Annotated in this window: 25 protein-coding genes; 13 read left to right on the top strand and 12 right to left on the bottom strand. The window is 41.5% G+C overall.

From position 1 onward, the window contains the following. Nucleotides 1-40 precede the first annotated feature (40 nt). Both katG and Q7A53_RS09000 read right to left on the bottom strand, forming a co-directional pair. Entirely contained in the window at nt 41-2,272 is a 2,232-nt protein-coding gene (gene katG, locus Q7A53_RS09005; RefSeq protein ID WP_411788814.1) for a catalase/peroxidase HPI, read from the bottom strand. 395 nt (nt 2,273-2,667) lie between these two features. Further along, complete coding sequence (locus Q7A53_RS09000; protein WP_411788813.1) at nt 2,668-3,834, bottom strand: DUF4317 domain-containing protein; 1,167 nt, start codon at nt 3,832-3,834, stop codon at nt 2,668-2,670. A 592-nt stretch (nt 3,835-4,426) separates the two neighbouring features. Here Q7A53_RS09000 and Q7A53_RS08995 point away from each other — a divergent pair. Further along, on the top strand, nt 4,427-6,604 hold the full coding sequence (locus tag Q7A53_RS08995) for an ATP-dependent helicase (RefSeq protein ID WP_411788812.1): 2,178 nt from the start codon (nt 4,427-4,429) through the stop codon (nt 6,602-6,604). A gap of 122 nt (nt 6,605-6,726) precedes the next feature. Further along, complete coding sequence (locus Q7A53_RS08990; protein ID WP_411788811.1) at nt 6,727-6,936, top strand: hypothetical protein; 210 nt, start codon at nt 6,727-6,729, stop codon at nt 6,934-6,936. Nucleotides 6,937-7,077: 141 nt separating this feature from the next. Here the strand turns inward: Q7A53_RS08990 and Q7A53_RS08985 are convergent, their stop codons facing one another. The 3 genes from Q7A53_RS08985 to Q7A53_RS08975 are packed head-to-tail and all read right to left on the bottom strand — an operon-like array spanning nt 7,078 to nt 8,451. Further along, on the bottom strand, nt 7,078-7,710 hold the full coding sequence (locus Q7A53_RS08985; RefSeq protein WP_411788810.1) for a hypothetical protein: 633 nt from the start codon (nt 7,708-7,710) through the stop codon (nt 7,078-7,080). A 13-nt stretch (nt 7,711-7,723) separates the two neighbouring features. Beyond that, the gene (locus Q7A53_RS08980; RefSeq protein ID WP_411788809.1) at nt 7,724-8,125 is read right to left on the bottom strand and encodes a permease prefix domain 1-containing protein; all 402 of its coding nucleotides are present in this window, start codon (nt 8,123-8,125) and stop codon (nt 7,724-7,726) included. A gap of 2 nt (nt 8,126-8,127) precedes the next feature. Next, nucleotides 8,128-8,451, bottom strand: coding sequence for a PadR family transcriptional regulator (locus Q7A53_RS08975; protein ID WP_411788808.1), 324 nt, complete (start codon nt 8,449-8,451; stop codon nt 8,128-8,130). Between the two features lie 97 nt (nt 8,452-8,548). On the opposite strand from Q7A53_RS08975, the gene Q7A53_RS21750 reads away from it, so the two are divergent. From Q7A53_RS21750 to Q7A53_RS08965, 3 genes are all read left to right on the top strand, one after another. After that, nucleotides 8,549-8,644, top strand: coding sequence for a YxiF family protein (locus Q7A53_RS21750; protein WP_459178592.1), 96 nt, complete (start codon nt 8,549-8,551; stop codon nt 8,642-8,644). Between the two features lie 207 nt (nt 8,645-8,851). Continuing rightward, complete coding sequence (locus Q7A53_RS08970) at nt 8,852-9,088, top strand: hypothetical protein (RefSeq protein ID WP_411788807.1); 237 nt, start codon at nt 8,852-8,854, stop codon at nt 9,086-9,088. A 185-nt stretch (nt 9,089-9,273) separates the two neighbouring features. Continuing rightward, nucleotides 9,274-9,735 (top strand): GNAT family N-acetyltransferase, encoded by a 462-nt coding sequence (locus tag Q7A53_RS08965; RefSeq protein WP_411788806.1) that lies wholly within the window; start codon nt 9,274-9,276, stop codon nt 9,733-9,735. A gap of 335 nt (nt 9,736-10,070) precedes the next feature. Here the strand turns inward: Q7A53_RS08965 and Q7A53_RS08960 are convergent, their stop codons facing one another. Beyond that, nucleotides 10,071-10,565, bottom strand: a complete 495-nt coding sequence (locus Q7A53_RS08960; protein WP_411788805.1) for a L,D-transpeptidase family protein — start codon at nt 10,563-10,565, stop codon at nt 10,071-10,073. A gap of 349 nt (nt 10,566-10,914) precedes the next feature. Here Q7A53_RS08960 and Q7A53_RS08955 point away from each other — a divergent pair, with 349 nt between their 5' ends. From Q7A53_RS08955 to Q7A53_RS08945, 3 genes are all read left to right on the top strand, one after another. Next, nucleotides 10,915-11,322: a hypothetical protein gene (locus Q7A53_RS08955; RefSeq protein ID WP_411788804.1), complete on the top strand. Its 408-nt coding sequence runs from the start codon at nt 10,915-10,917 to the stop codon at nt 11,320-11,322. A 95-nt stretch (nt 11,323-11,417) separates the two neighbouring features. After that, the gene (locus Q7A53_RS08950) at nt 11,418-11,669 is read left to right on the top strand and encodes a GNAT family N-acetyltransferase (RefSeq protein ID WP_411788803.1); all 252 of its coding nucleotides are present in this window, start codon (nt 11,418-11,420) and stop codon (nt 11,667-11,669) included. A 194-nt stretch (nt 11,670-11,863) separates the two neighbouring features. Then, complete coding sequence (locus Q7A53_RS08945; RefSeq protein ID WP_411788802.1) at nt 11,864-12,067, top strand: hypothetical protein; 204 nt, start codon at nt 11,864-11,866, stop codon at nt 12,065-12,067. 341 nt (nt 12,068-12,408) lie between these two features. Here the strand turns inward: Q7A53_RS08945 and Q7A53_RS08940 are convergent, their stop codons facing one another. The 4 genes from Q7A53_RS08940 to Q7A53_RS08925 form a co-directional block, all read right to left on the bottom strand. After that, a complete protein-coding gene (locus Q7A53_RS08940; RefSeq protein ID WP_411788801.1) occupies nt 12,409-14,370 on the bottom strand; it encodes a hypothetical protein in 1,962 nt (653 codons plus the stop codon). A gap of 32 nt (nt 14,371-14,402) precedes the next feature. Continuing rightward, nucleotides 14,403-15,662, bottom strand: coding sequence for an ATP-grasp domain-containing protein (locus tag Q7A53_RS08935; protein WP_411788800.1), 1,260 nt, complete (start codon nt 15,660-15,662; stop codon nt 14,403-14,405). A gap of 431 nt (nt 15,663-16,093) precedes the next feature. Further along, entirely contained in the window at nt 16,094-16,327 is a 234-nt protein-coding gene (locus tag Q7A53_RS08930) for a hypothetical protein (RefSeq protein ID WP_411788799.1), read from the bottom strand. After that, the gene (locus Q7A53_RS08925; RefSeq protein ID WP_411788798.1) at nt 16,327-16,596 is read right to left on the bottom strand and encodes a hypothetical protein; all 270 of its coding nucleotides are present in this window, start codon (nt 16,594-16,596) and stop codon (nt 16,327-16,329) included. The genes Q7A53_RS08930 and Q7A53_RS08925 overlap by 1 nt, the downstream gene beginning before the upstream one ends. A 77-nt stretch (nt 16,597-16,673) precedes the next feature. Between Q7A53_RS08925 and Q7A53_RS08920 the strand changes: the two genes are divergently transcribed. Further along, a complete protein-coding gene (locus Q7A53_RS08920; protein ID WP_411788797.1) occupies nt 16,674-17,153 on the top strand; it encodes an Hsp20/alpha crystallin family protein in 480 nt (159 codons plus the stop codon). A gap of 40 nt (nt 17,154-17,193) precedes the next feature. Here the strand turns inward: Q7A53_RS08920 and Q7A53_RS08915 are convergent, their stop codons facing one another. After that, nucleotides 17,194-17,415, bottom strand: coding sequence for a hypothetical protein (locus Q7A53_RS08915; RefSeq protein WP_411788796.1), 222 nt, complete (start codon nt 17,413-17,415; stop codon nt 17,194-17,196). 99 nt (nt 17,416-17,514) lie between these two features. Here Q7A53_RS08915 and Q7A53_RS08910 point away from each other — a divergent pair, with 99 nt between their 5' ends. Further along, a complete protein-coding gene (locus tag Q7A53_RS08910; protein ID WP_411788795.1) occupies nt 17,515-17,925 on the top strand; it encodes a hypothetical protein in 411 nt (136 codons plus the stop codon). Between the two features lie 354 nt (nt 17,926-18,279). On the opposite strand, the gene Q7A53_RS08905 is transcribed toward Q7A53_RS08910, so the two are convergent. Continuing rightward, nucleotides 18,280-20,250 (bottom strand): YjhG/YagF family D-xylonate dehydratase, encoded by a 1,971-nt coding sequence (locus Q7A53_RS08905; protein WP_411788949.1) that lies wholly within the window; start codon nt 20,248-20,250, stop codon nt 18,280-18,282. Nucleotides 20,251-20,552: 302 nt separating this feature from the next. Between Q7A53_RS08905 and Q7A53_RS08900 the strand changes: the two genes are divergently transcribed. The 3 genes from Q7A53_RS08900 (at nt 20,553) to Q7A53_RS08890 (ending at nt 23,703) form a co-directional block, all read left to right on the top strand. Beyond that, on the top strand, nt 20,553-21,827 hold the full coding sequence (locus tag Q7A53_RS08900; RefSeq protein ID WP_411788794.1) for an extracellular solute-binding protein: 1,275 nt from the start codon (nt 20,553-20,555) through the stop codon (nt 21,825-21,827). 67 nt (nt 21,828-21,894) lie between these two features. Next, nucleotides 21,895-22,881 carry a carbohydrate ABC transporter permease gene (locus Q7A53_RS08895; RefSeq protein ID WP_411788793.1) on the top strand — a complete coding sequence of 329 codons (987 nt, stop codon included), beginning with the start codon at nt 21,895-21,897 and terminating at the stop codon, nt 22,879-22,881. Then, on the top strand, nt 22,882-23,703 hold the full coding sequence (locus tag Q7A53_RS08890; protein WP_411788792.1) for a carbohydrate ABC transporter permease: 822 nt from the start codon (nt 22,882-22,884) through the stop codon (nt 23,701-23,703). The last annotated feature ends 19 nt before the right edge of the window (nt 23,704-23,722 follow it).

Here is a 23,722-nt window from a genome sequence, read left to right as displayed (position 1 = left end):
AATCGCTCTGCGCATCAGGGCAAGGTGCTTTTTGTTGCTATTAGGAATAAATCATTGAATCTTTGTTTACTTTAAGGTCGAAACGGTCGGCGTTCATGACCTTCACCCATGCAGCAGCGAAAGCAAGGACGAATTTTTCTTTGTTGTCTTCTTGGGCATATAATTCTGCAAGAGCACGCAGAACGGAATTTGAACCAAAAACGAGATCAACGCGTGTGGCTGTCCGTACAACTTCTCCAGTTTTACGATCGTGTCCTTCATATAGATTAAATTCTACTGGTTTCCACTCAATGTTCATATCGAGCAGGTTCACGAAGAAGTCGTTGGTAAGGGCACCGACACGATCGGTGAATACACCGTGACTTGAGTCGCGATAGTTCGCACCTAGTACGCGCATTCCCCCAACCAATACCGTCATTTCTGGTGCGGAAAGACCTAACAGCTGAGCCTTGTCTACCAAAAGTTCCTCAGGGCTTAAGGTGTAGGATTTCTTTTCGTAGTTGCGGAATCCATCTGCCATTGGCTCTAGTACCTCGAAGCTCTCCTCATCTGTCTGCTCCTGTGAAGCATCGCCGCGGCCGGCCGCAAATGGAAGAGTTATTTCCACTCCTGCATCTTTAGCAGCTTTTTCTACGGCAGCCGTTCCTCCAAGAACAATCAAGTCGGCCAGACTGACTTTCTTCTCGTGCTTACTTTGAATTTCCTCATAGACAGAAAGCACTTTAGATAGTTGTTCTGGTTCATTCACTTCCCAGTTCTTCTGAGGGTCTAAGCGGATACGGGCACCATTCGCGCCGCCTCGCATGTCAGAGCCGCGGAATGTGCTTGCAGAAGCCCAGGCAGTCTTTACAAGTTCACTGACGGTTAGTCCTGAATCAAGGATTGTCGCCTTTAACTCTTTAGTTTCTGCCTCTGTTAGCTCATACTCAGCTTCAGGAATTGGGTCCTGCCAGATAAGATCTTCTTCGGGAACTTCAGGGCCGAGATATCTGGATTTAGGTCCCATATCCCGATGGAGCAATTTAAACCACGCTCGTGCGAATGTATCTGCGAACTCATCAGGGTTCTTGTGGAAGCGTCGTGAGATCTTTTCATATTCAGGGTCCGTGCGTAACGCCATATCCGCAGTGGTCATAAACGTAGGAACACGGACGGATGCATCTTCTGCGTCTGGTGCTAAATCTTCATCTTTAGGATTGACTGGTTTCCATTGGTTAGCCCCGGCAGCACTCTTCGTATGCTCCCATTCATAGCCGAATAAGAGGTCATAGTAACCGTTATCCCATTTAGTAGGGTTAGCTGTCCATGCACCATCTACTCCACTTGTAATGGTGTCACGTCCTTTACCGCTTCCGTGACTGCTCTTCCAACCTAATCCTTGGTCTTCGATATCAGCAGCTTCAGGTGCTGCTCCGACTAGTTCAGGATCTCCGGCTCCGTGAGCTTTCCCGAATGTGTGACCGCCTGCGATAAGAGCGACGGTTTCTTCATCATTCATTCCCATGCGGGCAAAAGTTTCACGGATGTCTCGCCCGCTTGCCAGCGGATCTGGGTTCCCGTTTGGTCCCTCAGGGTTTACGTAGATAAGCCCCATCTGGACTGCCGCAAGCGGGTTTTCAAGTTCCCGATCACCGGAGTACCGGTTATCTCCCAGCCATTCTTTTTCATTTCCCCAATACACGTCTTCTTCCGGATGCCATACGTCTTCACGACCTCCGCCAAATCCAAAGGTTTTTAAACCCATTGATTCAAGGGCTACGTTCCCTGTTAAAACGAGAAGGTCAGCCCAGGAGATCTTATTTCCGTACTTTTGCTTAATCGGCCAAAGCAGACGGCGCGCTTTGTCCAGGTTCGCATTATCCGGCCAGCTATTCAGAGGAGCAAAACGCTGGTTTCCTGTTGCACCGCCGCCGCGTCCGTCACCTGTCCGGTACGTACCCGCTGCGTGCCAGGACATACGGATAAAGAGTGGACCATAATGTCCGTAATCGGCCGGCCACCAGTCCTGACTGTCCGTCATAAGGGAGTGAAGATCCTGTTTAAGAGCGTCGTAATCAAGTTGTTTGAATGCTTCCGCATAATCAAAGTCTTCCCCCATAGGGTTGGTTTTCTTATCATGCTGGTGAAGAATATGAAGGTTGAGCTGGTTCGGCCACCAATCTTTGTTAGTCGTCCCCACTTTCGCTGTGGTGACAGCGCTTTCTTCCTCCGTTTTACCGTGCGACACCGGGCATTTTCCCGCTTGACTATCGTGTATTTCATTCTTGTCCATCTTTTATTCTCCCTTCTGTATATGGAAATAAAATTTATAATCTCTCTTAGATTATAATTATAATAAAAAAACGCTTCATTTGAAAGGAAGATGTGCTAATTTTCAAAAAAATATCACCAGAAAGTTTAATATAATTTGAGATAAATCAGTGATTGATATGGACTGAAAAATGGAACGGGAGCTTAAAGTGGAGGGAGGGTGGATTCCTTCACATGGATATGAGTGAGGTCAAAAAACAATCGTTCATACTTGGGGACTAGCCAATAATTTTTTAGTCATTATTAAATCCGTACGATGAAGAAATGGGTTAGCTTCCTCATTGTACGGATGTTTGTCTTGACTAAGGAGAAACTTTTGGTTTTTCCCTGGCTGTATTCCTTAATAATAGTATTCTTTTACTCGCCAAAAGCTTCCGGAAGCATTTTAAACCCATCAATCTCTGCATCTTCTTCCACTTCAATCATGATGCAGCGTTTCCCTTTATAATTAACCTGCCTTACGAATTGCAGGTCCTGCGGGCTAATAGCAATGTTGGCGATTTTGGTGTTAATCTTAATTGATTTTGACTTGTACTTTGGAACGATACTGCTTGCTTTCAGCTCGTAAGTTTCGTTATCCGTAATGCGGTGAAAGGCGGTTTTAATTTTCTCGGAATCTACTTGTTCCCCGCTCTGGTTTAACACGCGCTCGACGTCTTTGTAATCGAGTTTCGGAGCTTCTTCCTCTTCATTCTCTTCGACAACGCGGTTGATTTCTCCGTAGACGTTGGCGAGCGTGGATGGGTTGAGCTGGTCACCGACAACATCTTTAATAACTTCCTCAAACACGGCCTTGTCTTCCTTTGCAGTCATGATTTCTTCGCCGTTTAACACTTCTTCAATGAAGCGGTAATCCGGTTCGTTGGCTTTACCGGCTGCATAAAGAACGTGATTGACGTCAGATGCCCCATCTGTAATCCCTGGAAAAAGAAATCCTGACATCGGATTTTTGAGATCAATGACCGGATCGACCTCCAGCTTGTAAATGAATTCCTTCTCGACATAGTCGAACTGGATTTCTTTTTTCGGTTCTTCTGTTTTGTTAATGCTGCAAAGAATAAATGGATTGGAGTAAACCGCGTCACGAGAGCTTTCTTCCGCTTCTTCATTTCCTCCACGCATCGATTTTAAATATTCGGCGCGAATAAAGGTGATCACCACATCCTTTTCATAGGGATGTTCGTGAATCATTTTCTCCGTCATCAGCAGCATCTGTTCTTTCCAGTCTTCTACTCCACTGCTCAATAAGCCTTTATGTAGAATAAGCTGACTATGATTGTCTGCCTCACGTGTAAATTTAAGTTCAAATAATTTTTCATCCAGCTGGCCGGTCAGGACTTTCTTGAAATTATTCATAAAGAGTTCCTGTTGATCTTTATCGAGCATTTCGAACGGCTGGCTCTGGTGATGATAAATTTCCGTCGTTTCCTTCATAATATAGACGTTAAAAATATTCCTGATCTTTAATAAGTCATTGTCGACCTTCAACTGCCTGCGGATGCCGGCGATATCTTTTTTATTCATCTATAGTTCACTCCTAATTAGATCTTCCTTCTATGATTCTTCTATTTTATCACAGGGTTTATGGAATTCAGAGATGGACCACACAGAGAAGGCAGAGGATAGGATAAAAATGAGGTGGATTCCATCCGGCATAGGAGATATAATATGGAAAGGATATGGAACTGAAGTAGTTCCGAACGTTTGATTGAAATACACAGATGAGGCTAGGATAGAAGTCTGTCATCTATTATCAAACCCGAACCATGAAGAAGTTTAAAAGTCTTCATGGTTCGGGTTTTTCTGCCCAGCATGATGATGGATTTCTTGATGTTTTACGTTTCCCATTTTCTTAATCAGGCTGCTGGGATGAACTAGGAACAAGAAGCAGCGTAGGAAATACATGTAGACTTCTGCGGGAGGAAGGCATAGGTATGACCCCGGAGTGCGAAAGCACGAGGAGGCAAACCAGCCGCCCGCGAAAAGCGGAATGTATTTCCGGAGCGCCTTTCAGAGTAAACCACTGCCCTTGCCTGATTGTTCGTCTTTAGAGGAGGGCAATTCCTTTTATCACAACCTAATCTATTTTTCATTTTTATACAGGGGGGACACCACGATGGATTTCTTTAATCTAATGGAAGAGAGAACAGGGGTCCGCTTAAATGATGTACAGAAACAGGCCGTTTTACACTCAGACGGTCCGTTACTTCTGCTTGCCTCTCCAGGATCAGGGAAGACCACAACACTGAATATGAAAATCGGCTACCTGCTATTGGAGAAAAAGGTGGACCCAGACAAAATCATGGCGATTACATTTAGTAACGCCTCGGCAGCGGACATGTCAGACCGATTCGATCGCTTCTTTTCCGGATTAACGCCTAAAAAAATCCATTTTTCCACGATTCACAGCTTCGCATTCAAAGTTGTCCGTGAAAGCTTGAAAGAAAACGGTCAGAATTTCCAGCTGATTGAAGGGAACATCGGCAGCGAAGAGCTGAAAAAAGATTGGAATGGTCCAAATGTTCCTCTTCATAAGAAGTTTATTTTGAAGAAACTTTATGAAGATAAGAACGGCGCCCAAATCACGGAAGATGATATGGACGAACTCATGACGTATATTAGCTTTGTAAAAAATAAAATGATCGAATCTGGAGGCTTGGATCAGGTTCAGTGCAGTGTGAAAAACGCTGCATTAATCTATCAGTCCTATGAGCGTTTCAAGAAACAAGGGGCAGAAAAACTACTGCTGGATTTTGATGATATGCTAACGTACTGCCACCAAATATTAATAGATGATCCTGTCATATTATCAACGTATCAACAGCAATTTGAGTACATATTGACCGATGAGAGTCAGGATAATTCTGTCGTACAGCATGAAATTGTCGAGCTGTTAGCACAGCCGCAAAACAATTTGTGTATTGTCGCAGACGACGATCAGTCAATCTTTATGTGGCGGGGAGCAGACGTTACTAAGCTCCTGCAGTTTGAGAAAGTCTACCCAGCAGGGACGGTAATGACGATGTCGCAGAATTACCGTTCGACTCAGGATATTGTGAAAGCTTCCAACCAATTCATTAAGCGCAATGATAACCGCTACCCGAAGGAAATGTTTACAGAGAACCCTGTCGGCACGCCCATTGAGATTAAAACTTTGCGAAACTATGAGGAGCAGCTCGATTATGTGACGAGCGAAATTAGAAAGATGGAAGCAGGGACGGAAGCCGCTATCCTTTACAGAAACAATTCTTCGGCCGTCCCGCTTGCGGACAGCCTAGACAAAGCTGGGGTCGACTTTTATATGAAAGATATTGATGCAAAGTTCTTCAAGCACTGGATCGTTGAGGATATGCTGAACTTCCTGCGTTTTTCTTATAATGACCGCCGGGTGGATATATTGGAAAGAATTCATACTAAGTTCAATGCCTATATTTCGAAGCAGCAAATTGTTTTCTTGAAAAATAATAAAAAGAACCAATCGATTTTTGACGTTCTACTGGAAAGTGAGATCAAGCCTTATCAACAGAAGGCCATTCCTAAAGCGAAAAAGCTGTTCAGCGATATTAATGACATGGTGCCCATTAAAGCCATTCGTACGATCAGGGAGAAGCTTGGATACGATCATGCCGTCACGAAAATGTGCGAGAAATTCGGGTTCAACAAAGAGCATTTGTTCAGCATACTCGATACCCTGGAGAAGATTGCCGAAGGACTTGGCTCATTAAAAGAGTTCGCTGATCGCTTAAAGGAACTGGAAAATCTCATTCAAACGTCGAAATTCAATAAGAATAAAAGCAAGCTCACCTTAACGACCTTTCATAGTGCCAAGGGGCTGGAGTACGACAAAGTGTTTATGATTGATTTGATTAATGGTGTCGTTCCTTCCAAAGAGGATTTGGATCAATACCGGAATAAAGAATACGGTCCTATGGAGGAATCAGTAAGGCTCTTTTATGTAGGAATGACTCGAGCACGAACGAAACTTGAACTTCTCACTTACCACTACAAAGGAAATGAACGCGTCATGGAATCGATGTTCGTCTCGAATGTGAAGAAGATCATCGAGCCAGCCGGAGTGAAGAAGCAGCCCCAACCAGCCACAGATTTATCGGATGAAAACCTGCTGCAGCTGGATGAGATTGAAATCGGCCGGGAGCTGGTTCATCGGAAATTCGGACACGGAGTCATTAAAGAATATGGCGGCGACCAACTGGGGATTGAATTTGAGAAAGCCGGATATAAAGAATTACTACTTGAGGTTTGTATAAATAATGGGTTGCTCCAAAAGATTTAACTAGCCTATCAACGGCAGCCGAGGTTATTCCAGTAAGATCACCGAACTATGGATTTATTTTGTGAAAACTTTGATTATAGAAGGTTGCGAATCTGGCAATACTGTTGCTAGAAAGGGTGAAGATGATGACTTATATGGAGAAAACAAACCAAGTCATGGAAGAACTGATTTCAGGAACACGAGCCCAATTTGGAAACTACTCTTATCAGCAATCAAAATTCACGGATGGCGAGAATGAGCTTATGGAATGGGAAGTCAGGCAATTTATATTAAATCATTTTTTAACGTTGGATCTGTTGCAGAAGAACGATCGAATTAAGTCAGGAGCTTGATTCATAATTTGAGAAGAATAGACGCAGATGAAGAGAAACGAACAAAAAAGACAGGCGCTTCCTTACATGGAGGGCTGTCTTTTTTTTCATACGTAACCTTTGCAGGAGTGATTTCTTCAGCTTAAGCAACTTTGCATTGGTTTATATTCTCTTTTTAGGAGCAAAGAAATACATGCTGAGCGGCCACCAGAGGACACAAAAGATTGGATACACTGCCCATATTTCATGGGGAGTAGATACAGCATTCACCGCAATGAAAAATGCAGTAAACAAGATCGTGCCATGGAAAGAAAAGGCGGTAAATGATTTTCGCTTCCCATGGTAAATCGAAAGCGGCCACCAAAGTACAGCAAATGCCGGAAATATAAACCAAGGATAGCCAGGCGAAAGAAGAACATTTAATAAGATGTAATAAAGAATAATACTGGAACTTCCAATCAAAGCAGTTAAGAGGTACTTGGACTTTTCGCCAAGGGAAGCAAGAATGGGCCACCAAAGGATAGGGAAGACCCCATATAAGAACCATGGGTATTCAGGTGTTTCAAGAAAATTTTCGATGATGAGAAAGGCGATTAAAACAGCGCTGTAAAAGCAGGCGAGCTGCTGATGACTTCCTTTTTTAATACCAAATACAGTGATCGGCCACAGCAGAACGGCTAAGCAGGGATAGTAGAACCAAAGGTGCTGCGGGCTCGTTAAGTAATTAACAATGATAAAAAAGGCAATAGATAATGTGGCGCCTGCCATAGCAAAACTGATAGACGGTGTTTTCATAGTTTTCCCTCCCTTATTTTGACCTGACATAGCTGAAATACATGGTTAACGGCCACCATAGGATGGCAAAAGTAGGGTAGACAAACCAAATTGTATCTGGGCTGTAATAAAAATTAGTAAATAGAAATAGCGCGATGATTAAGGCAGCACCCCAGACCGAATACCAAAGATTTTCTTTCTTAAAACTTTTCTTCTTATTAGTAGGTTTGACGCCTAACTCTGCACGGAGATCGCTAATATCCCCAAATTCCACAATGGCTTTATTAATCGCATCTTCTTCCTCTTTTCCTTGAGCCATTAAGTCATGAACTTTTTCCTCAAGATTTTCTATTACTTCTTCTTTAATGGCTTCCTTTTGTTCGCTTTCGGGTACTTCCTTAAATAATTCATCCACATGATCATTTAATCGCTTCATGATTATCCCTCCATAAATAAGTCGACAATTTCTTTTGTTTCTTTCCATTCTGACACCAGTTCTTTCAAGTAAGCACGTCCGAGAGAGGTGATTCTGTAATATTTTCTTTTGCCTCCTTGAGAAAAATCGCCGTAGTACGATTCGATGAGGTCTTTTTTTACCAGCCGCTGAAAGACGGCGTACAATGTTGCTTCTTTAATTTGGAATCGATCATTTGTACGAATGCTGATTTCCTTTGAAATTTCGTACCCATAGCGGTCCTGTTCATCCACCAGCCGCAAAATAATCGAATCCAAATGTCCGCGAATGATATCGCTTCGAATCATGTTGTCACTTCCTTGTTTGGACTATTCTATCTGATAGAGTAATCATAATCTATATTACTCTACCTGTCAAAGTAATATTCGGATAATAATTGGACGTATGGATTTTATTATAATTGAGTCTAATTTAAATTTTGGACTATGTGTAGAAAGATGGGAATATGACACGTTTATATACTGGGGACTATTAAACTAACGGGTGCTAATGTTCAAGAAGGACATTGCCCCATTATTATTGAAGTTAAAGGGAGTGTTGATGATAGAGTGATCTTTACTAAAAGCCCCAAAAGAACTCTTAGGAGTGTTCATGGTGTTAGAAAAAAATAAAAGCGTAACATATTCAGGAGAAGAAATAATCTAGACGTTAAAAGAGATTGAGCTTATTTTAATTTCATTACACAATATGGGTTCTTACTACGGAGAAAGATTATTAGAGGATGGTGAAGCAAAACATAGAGCTGAGTATGAAAAAGAAACAACCCATTTTATAGATGAGTGGAAAGTGACTCATAGGCTCGCAAAAATTAAAATGATATTATCAGATAAATTTGATAATACACTTGGAAAAGGGGATATGGACGATATTGAAAGAACTATGGAAGGTCTGAAAAGTTGGTCTAAACCAAATGATAATCCGTAAATAATCATTTTCTTATTTAAGTAACCGGGGCTCATCTGCAACAAAGATATGTAGCAAAAGGTTTCTGGATCAGCCTTCTCATTTTAGAGTAAAAGACGGTAGAGTTGGATAAGAAAATCTACTTGTTTTTAATTAACTTATAGCTAGGATTGAAAGTTATAATAGGTTTATTAATTAGGGGGGAAATGATGGGAGAAATAAATTTTAGATTGGCTGCTGAAAAAGATTTAGAGAGTATCGTTGCAATGCTTGCTGATGATGTTTTGGGAAGTAAACGTGAGCGGTATGAACATCCACTACCTAATAGTTACATGAGAGCTTTTGAGGCTATTATAGCTGACCCTAATAACGAGCTAATAGTGGCTTGTGAAAAGAATGAAGTGATTGGAGTACAACAAATTACTTTCACTCCATATATAACACATCAAGGTGGCTGGAGAGCTACTATTGAAGGAGTAAGAACATCAGCTTCTGTAAGAGGTAAGGGTATAGGAACTAAACTCATAAAATGGGCAATTCAGAGGGCAGAAGAACGTGGTTGTCATTTAGTACAACTAACTACTGATAAAAAAAGAGCAGATGCTTTAAGATTTTATGAAAGTTTAGGTTTTAAAGCAACACACGAAGGTTTAAAGATGAAGTTATAATATTACTTAGTAAACTATCTGATAGTTTATGGTCCCCAATATCAAGATTTCTTTAAATCAAGTCTTACATAAACTCTACTCGGGCTTTAGTTGAACAAGCGTTAAGGAAAGTGAGAGATGAAAATTCGGTTCCTTCATAACGTTTTAGGAACCGATTAACTATTTGAATTTGCATATCCGCGCTTCCCCGACACTATCGCTATACGATGAACAGTTTGTTGCAGGAGTACCGGCTGATGAAACCGTAACCTCTTTTTTTACAGGGGGTACTCACTCGTTAAACCCCTCAGTATTTACTTAAGCAAGAATGGCCGGCCATAGATAATCTTCAACAGCTAGGGATGAATGGTAACGGGAGTTCCCAGTGGAATTATGCGGGCAAGCTCCTCAACGTCATGATTATACATCCGAATGCACCCGTGAGACACTGCTTTGCCTATCGAACTCGGATTGTTCGTTCCATGGATGCCATAATGCTGTTTAGACAGACTCATCCACATGGTGCCGAAAGGTCCTCCAGGATTAGGTGCCTTATTCACAATAATATAGGTGCCGACAGGGGTAGTGCTAAGCATTTTACCTACAGCAATTGGGTATTCTTTTTGTAAGGCTCCATTGCTGTAAAGTCGTAGCTTACGCTGATTTAGTGATATATCAATTTTATATGGAATCTCATTCGGGTCAGGGAAACCGGGGATCCAAATTTGTTGTCCGGGATAGATCAAATTTGGGTTGATCGTTGGGTTTGCTTGGATAATTGCCTGAAGGAGTGTTCGGTAATCTAGAGAAATTTGAAAAAGAGTTTCACCTGTTTTGACTGTATGGAGCATGAGTTCCACCTCCGATACTCTTAATAGTACATTATATGTGAGGTGTAACTGATGTTGATTTATGAAGATAATTAACAGGTTCAAAAGTGAAAGAATGGTAAGAGATGTCTCGAATTTGAGTCTTACGTTAACTGTGGCAATTCTGAATTAAAGGAGTTGTCCTCTTCTTAACGTTTATGGCAGGATAATGGAAGACTTGATTCCGAGATACCTATCATTTTTAATTTAGGAATGATTTATGAAATCCCACGAAAAATGGTGAGTGTACTAGATAATTTTGAGAAAATGAAGAATGGTTTATGGGTGGGGAGATGTAAAGATATCCTATTAATTTAAAGGGGGAAGTCTTATGTGGAAAATCAAAAATTTAAATAATGCTTTGGATTATAAAAAAGCTATGACAACACATTTGGCAGACTTGAAAGATAAGCTTTCTAATGGAGAAATCGCCGAAGATGATATAAAAAACAAAGAAGGTAAATTATTAATACATACTCATACATCAATTATAGAAGGTTCTATTAATTTGTTTCAATCAGATGAACATAAACAGACTTTTATTGAATATGGACTCGCTCAATTCGAAGAAGAGTTGGCAGAGCTTTCAGATGACATGAATGCTTTTAATGTTTCCGCCCCAATTCACATAAAAAATGCAATCATTAAGCCTTTTTCTAATCCTGAAGTAAAGACAAAAATGAGTGAAATGATTGTTTATTCTGATCAAGTGGTTGGAATTTCTATATCTCTTGAATGAATGTATTGGGGTAATCTCCCATAAGAGATCTCTATTATATCTTCAAATTAAGTCTTTCATTTTAGGATTAACGTTATATCAAGGTAGTGAACTAGTTGGGTTCATTGGTAGAAACAAGAAGAGAACGCTACAGGGGTTTGTTTTTTTATATTGCTGAATTGTGTATTAACAATGATATACAAAGAAAAGGATGGGGATCTATGCTTTTAGAATCTCTAGAAGAACAGCTAAGTGAAGATAAGGTTTCAAGTATTTATTTGCCTACTTCAAATGGTGGACTTGCTGAGCGTTTTTTTATATCTTTTGCAATTGGATTAAAGGTGAAAGTAAATACAATAAGAATTTAGGATTATCTTCTAGGGCTAATATTTATGTCGGTCTCAAGTCTTATAAAACCTGGGGCGGTTAATTAGAAGAGTATTCGCCTTTTTACATTAGCATATGGATGTCATTATCTAAATTACCCAAATAACTATTAAACTTTTTTTTTAACTATCTGAACATATTCTTTAAAGATGAAAAAATTATGAGGAGTGTCTTGATGGGATTTTATTACTTATTCTTACTCGTTATCGGAATTATACTAACTGTAATTGGAGCACTTAAAAAGGATGTGCCTCGTTCAGTTAAAATAGTAATTTTTCTATTTGTAATTGGTATTGCGCTTATAGTAATGTCATTAGCATTATTATTGTTACCAGGTAGCTCTGACGTAATTGCTGAACTTTTGAAATGGGATGAATAAGTTTCAATTTTGCTGAACGTCCTATAAAAAAGCAGAACTTCCAACTTTGCGGAAGTTCTGTTTTTTTATATAAATATCAACGGTGCGCTACCAATTATTCAAAAACATACCAACCGTCTGATATTAAGATTTATACTTTTGTGGAATATCAATCAACACATGACGAATCATTTCCACCACCAGATTATTCGACTCCGCCACAGCTTTGCTTCGTTTTTTTATCTATCGAAAATTCAAATTATGATTGCACCCATATAAAAACACCTTCAAAGTTGTAATACTACTTTGAAGGTGTTTTATTAAGTTTCATTTCATTAGGTCTGGCTTGCTTATATTAAAACTTACACCCACGTATAGTCCCGACCCCAGCTTTCCTTAGAAAGACTTTGAACAGTCGTGACAATTTCCGGTTCTACCGCGTAGGCTTCACCCTGCTCATAAGGATTATAATGAAAAGCGTACAGCCTGGAGGTGAATTCATGGAAAGGCAGTGAGCTCTCGCCTTCTTCTTCACCATTTCCAGCAACGCTTGGTTCAATTGACTGCCCCCAGTTTTGGGAACTGTCATTATTCGGGTTATAAAAGTAGATGCGATATTCACCTTTCGGATCTTTGCTGATGCGGTTAATGGAAACCGCATGCAATCCGAGCAATTTTCCATGAACGTTCGTAATAAAGATGCCCACCGGATTTGGATAGATGAGCTCATAATCATCGTTATAATCCGGATGATGTGTTGCATAAAACAGTTTTACAAAACCGGGATAATCTAAAATATATCCGGTAATTGGATCGAACACGGAGCTGAACCCTTTCTGAACCCAATCGCCATAAAAGGCAGGGTTAACCCATCGGTGCCCATCCTCGCCGCGTAAAGCAACACGAGTCATCATCTCGCTGTAAATTCGATCGAGGTGAGGGACTAACACGAGAGACACAGGGTCCAGTTCTTTATCTAAGTCGGGGGCAAGTCCGCCGCTCAAATCTTTCGAATGAATCGTTGCTCCTTCAAATGTGAAGTCTAAATCGCCGTCTCTGGCAGCGCGCGGGATGATCTCGAGCAGCACACCTGGTGCGTGCTGAGCCCATAGACTCATTCCACGGGCAGCCTGACAGGTAGGATTAAACCCTTGACCTATACCAAGTGGCTGACCAAGAACCTGCAGCGTTCCGGCTACAAGAATGCTGTTTGCTGTTACGCCTTCTCCTTGTTGTGTGGTTTGGAAGAGAGCGTTACGAACCTCTGGACGGATATCAAGTTCTACTAAACGTCTAAGTCCGGGTGCGACTGGAGAATGAGATAATACTCCGCGTTCCAGCAAAAGCGCTAGTCCGTAAATAGCTTGTCTTGTTGCTGGAAAAATGGCAGCTTTAATAACTTGGATAACAAGGTCCTGGTGTTCTTCCAGATTTGCGATTCCTTTCGTATTCAGCCCCAGAGCATAAGGAATTAATCCAGGCTCTCGCTTCGATAATAAGCGGATTAAAGTCGCATGGTGGGGAGCGACTAAACCAGTTTCACGCATAGATTTAGCTAGCGAAACACTTTCCGAGATTAATTCCTGCCTGGCGAGTCCTTTGATTTGGTTGCGATAGGCATAGACGTCCTTATACTTATTGCTGATAGTCGACGGTCCTTCGATCGCAGCAATATATCCTTTAAGGGCAGATTTATCTTCCTCTTCGCTTTCTGATTCCAGCATTTTCTTCGCCGTTTCGATCATGGAAACGACTCGTTTTATCATAATGGGACGCTGAGCAGTAAGCCGTTCGATTTCCATAATCAGCGTCTTGATCAACTCTTTTGAGGAGAGATGATCAATTAGAAATTGAAAGAGTTTACTTGTTCTTTCCTCATTTTCATTCTTTTCAATACGAGCACTTTCACTGGCATCCGGAAATAATAAATCCAGATTGAGAACCATTACTTCATTTAGAAATTCTTCGGCCATTTGCGCGGACACCGTTGGGTTCGTATATTTACCTTTGGCAATGGCAAGCATTCTCAGCTCGCTAAGAACTTCGATAATCATCGGAAGGCCTTTAGCCTTCAGGGAACCGGCAACTAAGGGAGGCTGCAATTTATCCGCGGACTCCCATGGACCATCTTGAAAAACACCTGAATTTTCAAAGCGGTGTGCATGATCGAAGAGGTGTTCGAGTCCATTTTCCATATCAATTAAACGATTGGCTTCTTGATAAACATCTGTTTGATATCTGGATTTCGCAAAAGGCTGAGCTTGTTCTAAATCTTCAATCGCCTTGGCGAATCGTTCGACAATGACACCTGTAGGCTGAGGCATAGGTGCTCTCCTTTCTATATGAATCCTAGGTCTTATACGTAGAAATTATATCGCTCATATTCTTTTAGAAGATCCGTCATTTCTTCACTATCTTTCCCGTAGAAGAAAATCGTACCGTAGTGATTTCCGAATCCGACTCGCTCCGCTACTTTTCCTTGCGGCGGAGTAAACATATCATGTTTTTCAAAATAAGGATGCTGCTCAAGTTCCTCTGGAATAGTCAGATCCTCAACGTAGTCTACTGACGGATGGACCATGAGACATCCGGAATACCCCTTGTAGTCGTATGGATCGGGGAAAAAGGCAGCCAATTCGTCTTCAGTAGTATTTGGATCGCTGCAAAGGAGTTGTGCTTCATACGCACTGAATCCGTAAGCGCGTTCAATTAAATCGAAAATATGTCCCCCTGGCACTCGGGCCGCCACTTCACCAAAATGAAGCACGCCATCTGGAGTCAGGAAGTACTCGGGATGAATCACTCCGTATTCGATTTCAAACGCATCGACAAGCTTCTGGACGGCTTGTTCAATTAATGGCCGTTTCTCTTCTAATAACGGAGAAGCGGGAACAAAATTGGAGTAACCTAAGCGAATATATTCGGTGATATTCAAGAAGCGGACTTTTCCTTTGTGAATAAAAGCTTCACAGGAAAATTCCTGACCATCCAAGTGGCTTTCCATTAATAACGGAAAATCTGTATCTTGGATCTGTTCAATTTCATCCACAGTACGAATGGCCAAGTGACCGACAGAACCAGCTTTATCCAGAGGTTTAACGTGAATCGGATCAAGGTGGTCACCATCTAATTTAAGTAGGGCCTCATTGACTCGCTTCAGAAACCTCTCTACATCGTCTTTATTTCTTGCTTCTTCAAATACGCCGACTTTAATGCCGGAAATCTGAGCTTTACGCTTCATCATTCCTTTATCCCGTAATAATAAAGAACGGTTAAACACACGTGGTTCTTTCCGGAAACGTGCGTTAAGGGCGCCAGCCCATTCTACACATTCTTCATATAAAGGAACGGCTAATTCCACATGTAATGCTTTCAGCTTCTTATATAACTCATCCGAGCTTTCATTGATTTTGTTAAAATCCCAGCCCACAAATAAAATATCATGCTTCTTTGCATATGATTCAAAGTCAGGCGGTCCTACTACAACAAACGGGCGGTTTAGTTTCGCCGCAGCTTCAATAGCCTGGACACTCCACCCAATCAATGCGGTATGATACGGCTTCGTTTCCTGTGACTCATCTACGGTCGTGTTTACTTCAAGTTGATCAAGTTCCATGAGATCTCTCTCCTTTTAATCTATGGATTATGAAACGACATAACCAGAAATTCCTGTCAAATCTTGAACTCTAGTACTTTAAAAGTACCAGAATATTGCATAAACTGTAAGCTTTATTGGCCAGTTCGACAAAACAAGACAGAAGTAGTGCAGTTTCCCTCTTTTTTGAAAGGGAGTTATAACGAGAGACCTCGAATCGCAGGGGGAGCATCAAATTAGAAAGAATGGGGATTGGAGGATAAGAGAAGTTAGTAAAGGGGGGAAATAATAAAATTGTATTCACCAAAAAACCCGAACCTTTTAGAGCAGCATTGGTTCGGGTATTCAATGAATGGATGACAACTGAAATTGCCGCTTCTTCACTTGTTTCAGTTTTTCTCTCAGCCTTTTCTGTTCCCATTACGGTAAATGTCTTGCGCCCGAGACCTCTATTAAACGAAGCTTCCTTTAGTCGAATTGGAATCCAGAACATCTGGATCTGCGACGAAGTTTATCGGAACATTGACAGGCGATAGGTCACCATTCTGTTCTCCAAATCCCTGGTTTCTTTTAGTTGAAAGAAAGAAGTCTGTCTGTTGGACACCCGCAAAACTGATTAAAGAGGATCGATCCAGCACATTAACCTTAAATCCGAGAAGATTTACGACAGAAGGGGCAAACAACACTACAATTCCTCCCATTTTTCAATTGGCAGCTTTTTGGGTTTTTCATTGGCGTTTTTAGTCGGGAAATCGAGGGCATCCCGGTCATCCACCATGCTTTTTGTGCCAAGAAATGCACTGCTGTCTCCAAAATTCTGGCCGAATCCTTGATTTTTCTTATCGGAATTATGCCAGTCCGTTAAAAGGTTCTGTCCTACATTTACGGCGGACGCATTTTCGAAGGAATTAATTTTGAAATTAAAAATATTAATAACAATAGATGGCGATGTCAAATTGAGCCCCCCCTTTTATTAACCAAGTATATGTCGGTTGTGGGGGTTTATGTTGAAACTTCAAAGGAGGGACGCCTATGGATCCTAAACAGTTAAAGCAATGGATGGAGCTGGCTCAATCCTTTCAAGGACAGGATTTCTGGAAGGGCGTCTTTAACGAGGAAAATGGACAGCAGTTCATCGAAGGCATGCAGCAGGAGCAGGCGAACTACAGCCAGCCGCCAAATCGCTCTCATCGTAAATCCGATTTTCCTAAATATGAATTATGCAAAAGTAAGGATTATATTTATGTCATCATCGAGCTGCCTGGGATTCAAAAGGGGGACGTGGAGTTAGCTTTTGCAGGAGAACAGATTATGGTTAAAGGAAAATCAAAATCTATGAAGCAGGAGTTTACTCTGATTCAATCGGATCGGTATATCGGAGAATTTGAGAGGATCATTCATTTGCCAGAGCCCGTAAATGAAGGGGAGATCCACGCAGAATTTAAAAATGGTCTTCTGGAAGTGAAATTAGGGCGAAAACGTAAAGATCATAAAAACATTCCGATTAAATAAGAAATAACCCTCCGCCAATTAGCAAAGGGTTATACGTACTTCATTCTCCATCAATTATGTCAGCATCGTTGACCCAAGTAATGGGCTGTTTCATCCAAACATCGTCTGCATTCTGTTCTCCGAATCCCTGGTTTTTCTTATTGGATACAAATCGTCTGCTTTTATAGTTCTGCCCAAAGGAAATAGACGAGTACCGCCCAGCCGTATTAACTTTGAAATTTGGAATATTTATCGTATGCGGCAGGAATTTAATCTTTTTCACCTCCTTACGATTCTTTGGGACAAACGTTTCTATTTCGTAATCCATCTATATGATTTAGATTAGAAAACCATTCACAGAAGAGAAGGGAGGAGGCTGTCAATGAGATGGAGGAAGAAGCTATTTCACTGGATAAACAAAGAAAGTCAGGAAGTTATGGACTTAAAGAGTAACGTGTCTTGCTTAAATGAAGAAGTTCGGGAATTGAAATCTCAGCTGGCAAATCACAAGCCTTCCCCGGTATATATAGTAGAGCAGCTAAACGTGGAGAAATATGAAGTACATAACAGTTTTGGAGCGATCGGAATTAAGAATTTATCGGGGAGACTTAATATTGGGGCAAACTATGAAAATGAGCTGCCGGACAACATAGGAGAACTTTTAGATTGGAAGGATGAGGAGGTAAGTAAAGTAAAAAATAGAAAACAGACTCAAAGGAATATGCAGGTTCATCAGCCGAAAGTTAATGTAAAATCAAAAGATGCTGTAATAAAAGGAAATGGTCCAGATTAGCCGTTTAAACAGGAAGTACACTTTCACCTCTCCTTTATAATTCTTTCACTAGTGATGATTAAAGAAGAATGAAATGAAAAATATCAACTATTACAGCGCAGGAAATACACGGAGACTTCTGCGGGAGGAAGGCATAGGGGGGGACCCCGCAGTGCGCAGCACGAGGAGGCCCACCAGCCGCCCGCGAAAAGCGGAGTGTATTTCCGGAGCGGTCATTCGGAGTAAACCTTTCCACTTCCCTAGAAATACTGGGATTATACAGGAAAAATCCGAACGATGATGGAATGGTGGCGTAAACATTCATCGTCGTTCGGATTCATAACGGTTAAGGACTTCTATTAACTGGATTGCAGTTTAGCGATTTGCTGTTGACTGACTTTCTTTAGCCAACGCTTTCTCACCTGCTTCTAATACTTCTACTATTCGGTCCACATCATAAACACTTCCGCGCCAAATTCCTCCGCTGACCTTTTGGAGAGCAGCCCATAATTTCGTATCATCGGGTAACTGTTCAGACGGATGAATATCTCTGTTCTGCTGTCTATCAGCCAAAATCTTGCTGCCTTCTTCCGGTGAAACAGGTTGATCTTCCGTTCCCACGAAGTGAAGGTGACCATTTAAGTTCACCGTATCAATCGAAACCTCGACCACATCACCGTCTTTTAATTTGCCGATTGGGCCATCGGCTAACCCTTCAGGGCCGATATGACCGATACAAGCTCCTGTAGACACTCCGGAAAAACGTGCGTCCGTTAGTAAGGTTACATATTTTCCGTAAGAAAGGTGCTTAAGGGCAGATGTGAGCTGATAGGTTTCTTCCATCCCGGTTGCCATTGGTCCGCAGCCGGTTACAGCCATAATATCTCCCTTAACAATATCACCTTGCCGGATAGCTTCAATGGCTTTTTTCTCGCTGGTAAATACTTTTATTTTACTTTTATGATAGTAGATTCCATCATCATCAATCCGGCTGGGGTCAATCGAGGTTGATTTAATAATCGAACCTTCGGGAGCAATATTGCCGATCGGGAAAGTAACGGTTGGTTTTAACCCTCTTTCCTTAGCTTTTTCAGGATTCATAATCACATCATTCGCAGCAATACCATCTGCATCCTCGAGACGCTGCATCATTTGCTGTCTTCTGTCTGAGTGTTCCCACCACTCTAGATTTTCTCCGAGAGTTTTTCCAGTGACTGTTAAGGCGTCTAAATGCAGCAGTCCAAGTCTTCTTAGGTGAAGCATGACTTCTGGCACTCCTCCGGCTAAGTAAGCGCGAATCGTTGGATGGTAGTCAGGGCCATTTGGGAGAACGCTTACAATTCTCGGCGTCTTCAAATTGACTCGATGCCAATCTTCTACGGTCGGAATATCACATCCTGCACAATAAGCAATGGCAGGGAGGTGGAGCAGCAGGTTCGTTGATCCGCCGAAAGCAGCGTGGACTACCATAGCATTATGTATGGATTTATTCGTTACGATATCTTTTGTAGTGATTTTCTGATTAATCATTTGCACGACGGCTTGAGCTGATTGGCGGGACATTTCTTTCCAGATGTCCTGACCGGAAGGAGCTAGCGCTGCGTGAGGAATGGACATCCCAAGCGCTTCTGCTACTACTTGAGCCGAAGCAGCGGTACCTAGAAATTGACAACCGCCTCCGGGAGTAGCGCAGGCACGGCAGCCAAGTTCGGCAGCTTCTTTTAGGGAAAGCTCTTCATTTGAATAGCGAGCGCCAATCGTTTGAACTTTACCGGCATCTTCTCCATAAGCAGGAGGGAGAGTTACTCCTCCGGGAATAATTACAGTAGGCAGGTCGTGCATAGAGGCTAGAGCCATAGTCATCGCTGGCAGTCCTTTATCACAAGTGGCCACCCCAACAACGGCCTTTCTTGTCGGTAAGGACCGGATCAGCCTTCGATAAACCTGGGCAGCATCATTTCGGTAAGGGAAAGAGTCAAACATTCCTGTCGTTCCCTGCGTTCTGCCATCGCAAGGGTCACTTACATATGCGGCAAATGGAACACCCGCAGATTCAGTCACGACTTTTGCAGCTTCTTTCATTAGCATGTCTACTTCCCAATGGCCCGTGTGATAGCCGAGAGCAATAGGCTTTCCTTCATTATCTTTTATACCGCCCTGAGTGCTAAGAAGTAATACTTGCTTTCCATTTAACTTGTCAGGCTTCCAGCCCATCCCGACATTTTGGGACAAGCCAAATAAATCGCCGCTTGGAGAGTTTCTCAGCATTTGGTCGGTTAAAGGCAGTGCACCGGCAGGGCCAGCAGCTTTTGTTTGAATTGCTTCAATATCAGTTTCCAGTTTCATTAAATCATCAAGACTGTGATTCACGAACACCACTCCTTAAAGGATCATTTGTTAAATGATTATGAATTTTCTATACAAATTTGTCAACTATATAGAACTAAGTTTTATAATATAAAACAACACAAAATGACAGCGATTTCAAAATCTTCTTGCTATTATTTTTTCAATAAGTTATCATGGCATTAATTAGTTCATCCAATGAACAAACTTAGTTTTTGCAATTCTATTAAGGGGAGGACCAGGGAGTGAATCGCCGTTATAGCCAATTTTGAAAACGCTAACAAAAGGAGAGGGGATCTTTAATGTTAAAACGTAAACTATGGATACTCGGGATGATAGTCTTGCTTTTCACCGCTGCTTGTCAAGGATCTGGTGACAAAGCTGCTAGTGGAGATTCGGGAGATACTACACTTACTTTGTGGCATATTGAAACAGGTCCATCAGAAAAAGCATTAAAAGAAGCTGTTAAAAGATTTGAAGATTCTCATGATGGTGTAAAAGTGAAAGTAGTAAGACAGGAGAATGACCCCTACAAAACAAAACTATCGGTAGCCATGGGTGGAGGGACTCCTCCAGATGTATTTCACTCATGGGGAGGCGGCTGGCTTGAAAAATTTGTTGATTCCGGGCAAGTGGCTGATCTTTCCGATACGATCGACACTTCAAGATTTCTTCCATCTGCCTTAACTCCCGCCACTTTTGATGGTAAAAATTACGGGGCACCATTAGCGATGGATATTGTTCCTGTTTGGTATAACAAAGATATGTTTAAGAAATATGGATTGGAAGAACCGGAAACCTTTGAAGATTTAAATAATATAGCAGAAACCCTTAAATCGCATGATATTCTGCCGTTTTCGCTTGCTAATAAGTCGAAATGGCCAGGATCTTTCTATTATATGTATTTGGCCGAAAGAATTGGCGGTCCGGATTTATTTAATGAAGCTTTTAACCGTGAAGGCAGAGGGTTTGACGACGAGGCCTATGTAGAAGCAGGAAAGAAAATACAAGAGTTAGTGAAAAACGATGACTTTCCAAACGGGTTTAATGGGATGAATTTCGATACCGGCCAGTCTCGTCAGCTTATGTATGCTGAAAAAGCCGGAATGATTATTCAAGGAAGCTGGATGCTTGGGACAACTAGAGCGGACATGCCTGCCTTTGAAAAGAAACTAGGATTCTTTCTCTTCCCATCTGTTGAAGGAGGAAAAGGTTCAAATAAGGATATTGTAGGCGGAGTAAGTCCAGTCTTCTCTGTAGCTAAGAAGAGTAAGCATCAGAAGCTTGCAAAAGAGCTCGTTCAGGAATTAACAAGTAAAGAAACCGCTCAGGAGCTTGCTAATAAAGATGGGGCGATCTCAGCAGTGAAAGATGTTGAGTACGATGATGAATACGTAAAACAGATCAGTAAGGTGCTGGAACAGGCAGAATACTTACAAACGTTCTATGATCAAACTCTTCCGCCAGAATTGGCAGAAGCTCACTTAGATACCACTCAAGCCATATTTGGTCTTTCAATGACACCGGAAGAAGCGGCGAAACAAGTCGAAGAAAAAGCTAAAGAAGTCCTCAAATAATAATGAAAACTACATCAGGTAGCAACTTGCTTGGTGTAGTTTTCTTATCTTAAGGGTGGTGACGTACTTGCAAGATCATGCGAGAAAATTAGATTCGACAGAGGAATTTAGAAAATCGGCAAGCCGGGAAAAGCAAGCCGGAAAGAAAAAAAGAACGAAACCCAAAATGTCGAAAAAGCGTCGGGAAGAGATGTTGGTCATTGCTGGATTCCTCGCTCCTGCTTTGCTGATTTACGGAGTCTATGTCGTCTATTCTATTGTAATGACTTTCTATTATAGTCTTTTCGAATGGTCAGGAATCGATAATAATATGGTGTTTACTGGTCTAAAGAATTACATCACTTTGCTTAGTGATGGGGTCTTTTGGACTTCCTTCCAAAATAATTTCCTGCTCGTGGGGGCGTCTTTACTGACTCAGCTGCCATTGGGATTAATTATGGCCCTCTTATTATTCAGTCCTGTTAAAGGGATGCGGTTCTTCAGGTCCATTTACTTCATGCCTTTTCTTATGTCGACTGTAGCCATTGGTATTTTGTTTATTTACATTTATGACGGAAACTTTGGCTTAATTAACCAGTTGCTCGGTCAGTTAGGGTTGGATTCTTTGCAGCATGGATGGCTTGGAAATGAAGGTACAGCTATCTGGGCTGTTATTGCGACTGTCTGCTGGCAGTTTGCTCCGTTCTACATGATTTTATTTAGGGCTGCCATCGTAGGAATCCCTGAGGATCTTTATGAAGCTGCTGAAATTGATGGGGCGAATCCGAGGAAGAAATTTCTCAATATTACTTTGCCTTTATTAATGCCGACAGTGATCACTTCTGCGATTCTATCCATTATTGGAGCACTAAAGTACTTTGATTTGATCTATGTTATGACCGACGGCGGACCGAATAATTCTACAGAATTAATGGCCACCTATATGTATGAACAAACGTTTACAAATTTCAACATGGGTTACGGAAGCAGTATTTCTTTCTCCATGTTTATTATTGCCTTTATAGTCACAGCTTTCATTATTTTCTTTGACCAGAAAAGGAAAGGGGCGAATTAAATGTTAAGGAAATTAAATCAAATACCGCTCTACGTATTAGCTATTGCTTTGCTGTTGTTTACAGGTGTTCCTTTTTTCATCATGGTGTGCGCCTCTTTCAAAAGTCAAATTGAATTTATGGGCTCTCCCTGGGCATTACCTGAAAAATTTTCTTTAGAGAATTATCGACTGTTGTTTGAGTCTGATTTCTTTCATTACTTTTTTAATAGTGTGCTGGTTTCGGTCATTTCCGTAGTGGCTGTTATCATATTGGCTGCCATGGCGAGCTACCCGCTGGCAAGAATGAACTTTAAGTTAAATCGTCCTCTATTTCTCCTTTTTTTAGTCGGAATGATGATACCGATTCACACGACTCTGATTCCTATTTTCCTGCTCACTAAAAATCTAGGATTATACGATACGATCTGGGCATTGCCGGGACCGTATATTGCGTTTGCACTTCCCGTTTCAATTGTTATCTTTACTCAATTTTTGCAGGAGCTTCCTAAAGAACTGGAAGAGTCCGCTAAAATGGATGGCTGCGGCCATTTCCGGTTATTTTGGAGAATCCTCTTTCCGTTATTAACTCCAGCGGTTGCAACGGTAGCGATCTATAACTTCATCCAAATTTGGAACGAGTTTGTCTTCGCTCTTGTTCTTACAAATTCAGATGGAAATGCTACCCTTCCTCTTGGTCTTCGTCAATTTTATGGTCAGTTTTCCGTTAATGTTCCGGGGATAATGGCGGCGTTAACACTAGGCAGTCTGCCTCTGCTATTAATCTATCTACTAGCTCAGGAGAAAATTGTTAAAGGCATTGCCGCAGGCTCTGTGAAAGGATAAAACAGATAACACACGAAAG

Origin of the sequence: Halobacillus rhizosphaerae (assembly GCF_046719735.1) — a bacterium.
In the GTDB taxonomy this organism is placed as follows: domain Bacteria; phylum Bacillota; class Bacilli; order Bacillales; family Halobacillaceae; genus Halobacillus_B; species Halobacillus_B rhizosphaerae.
The sequence above is the reverse complement of the archived record's forward strand: the minus strand, read 5'-3'. Positions and strand labels throughout refer to the sequence as shown.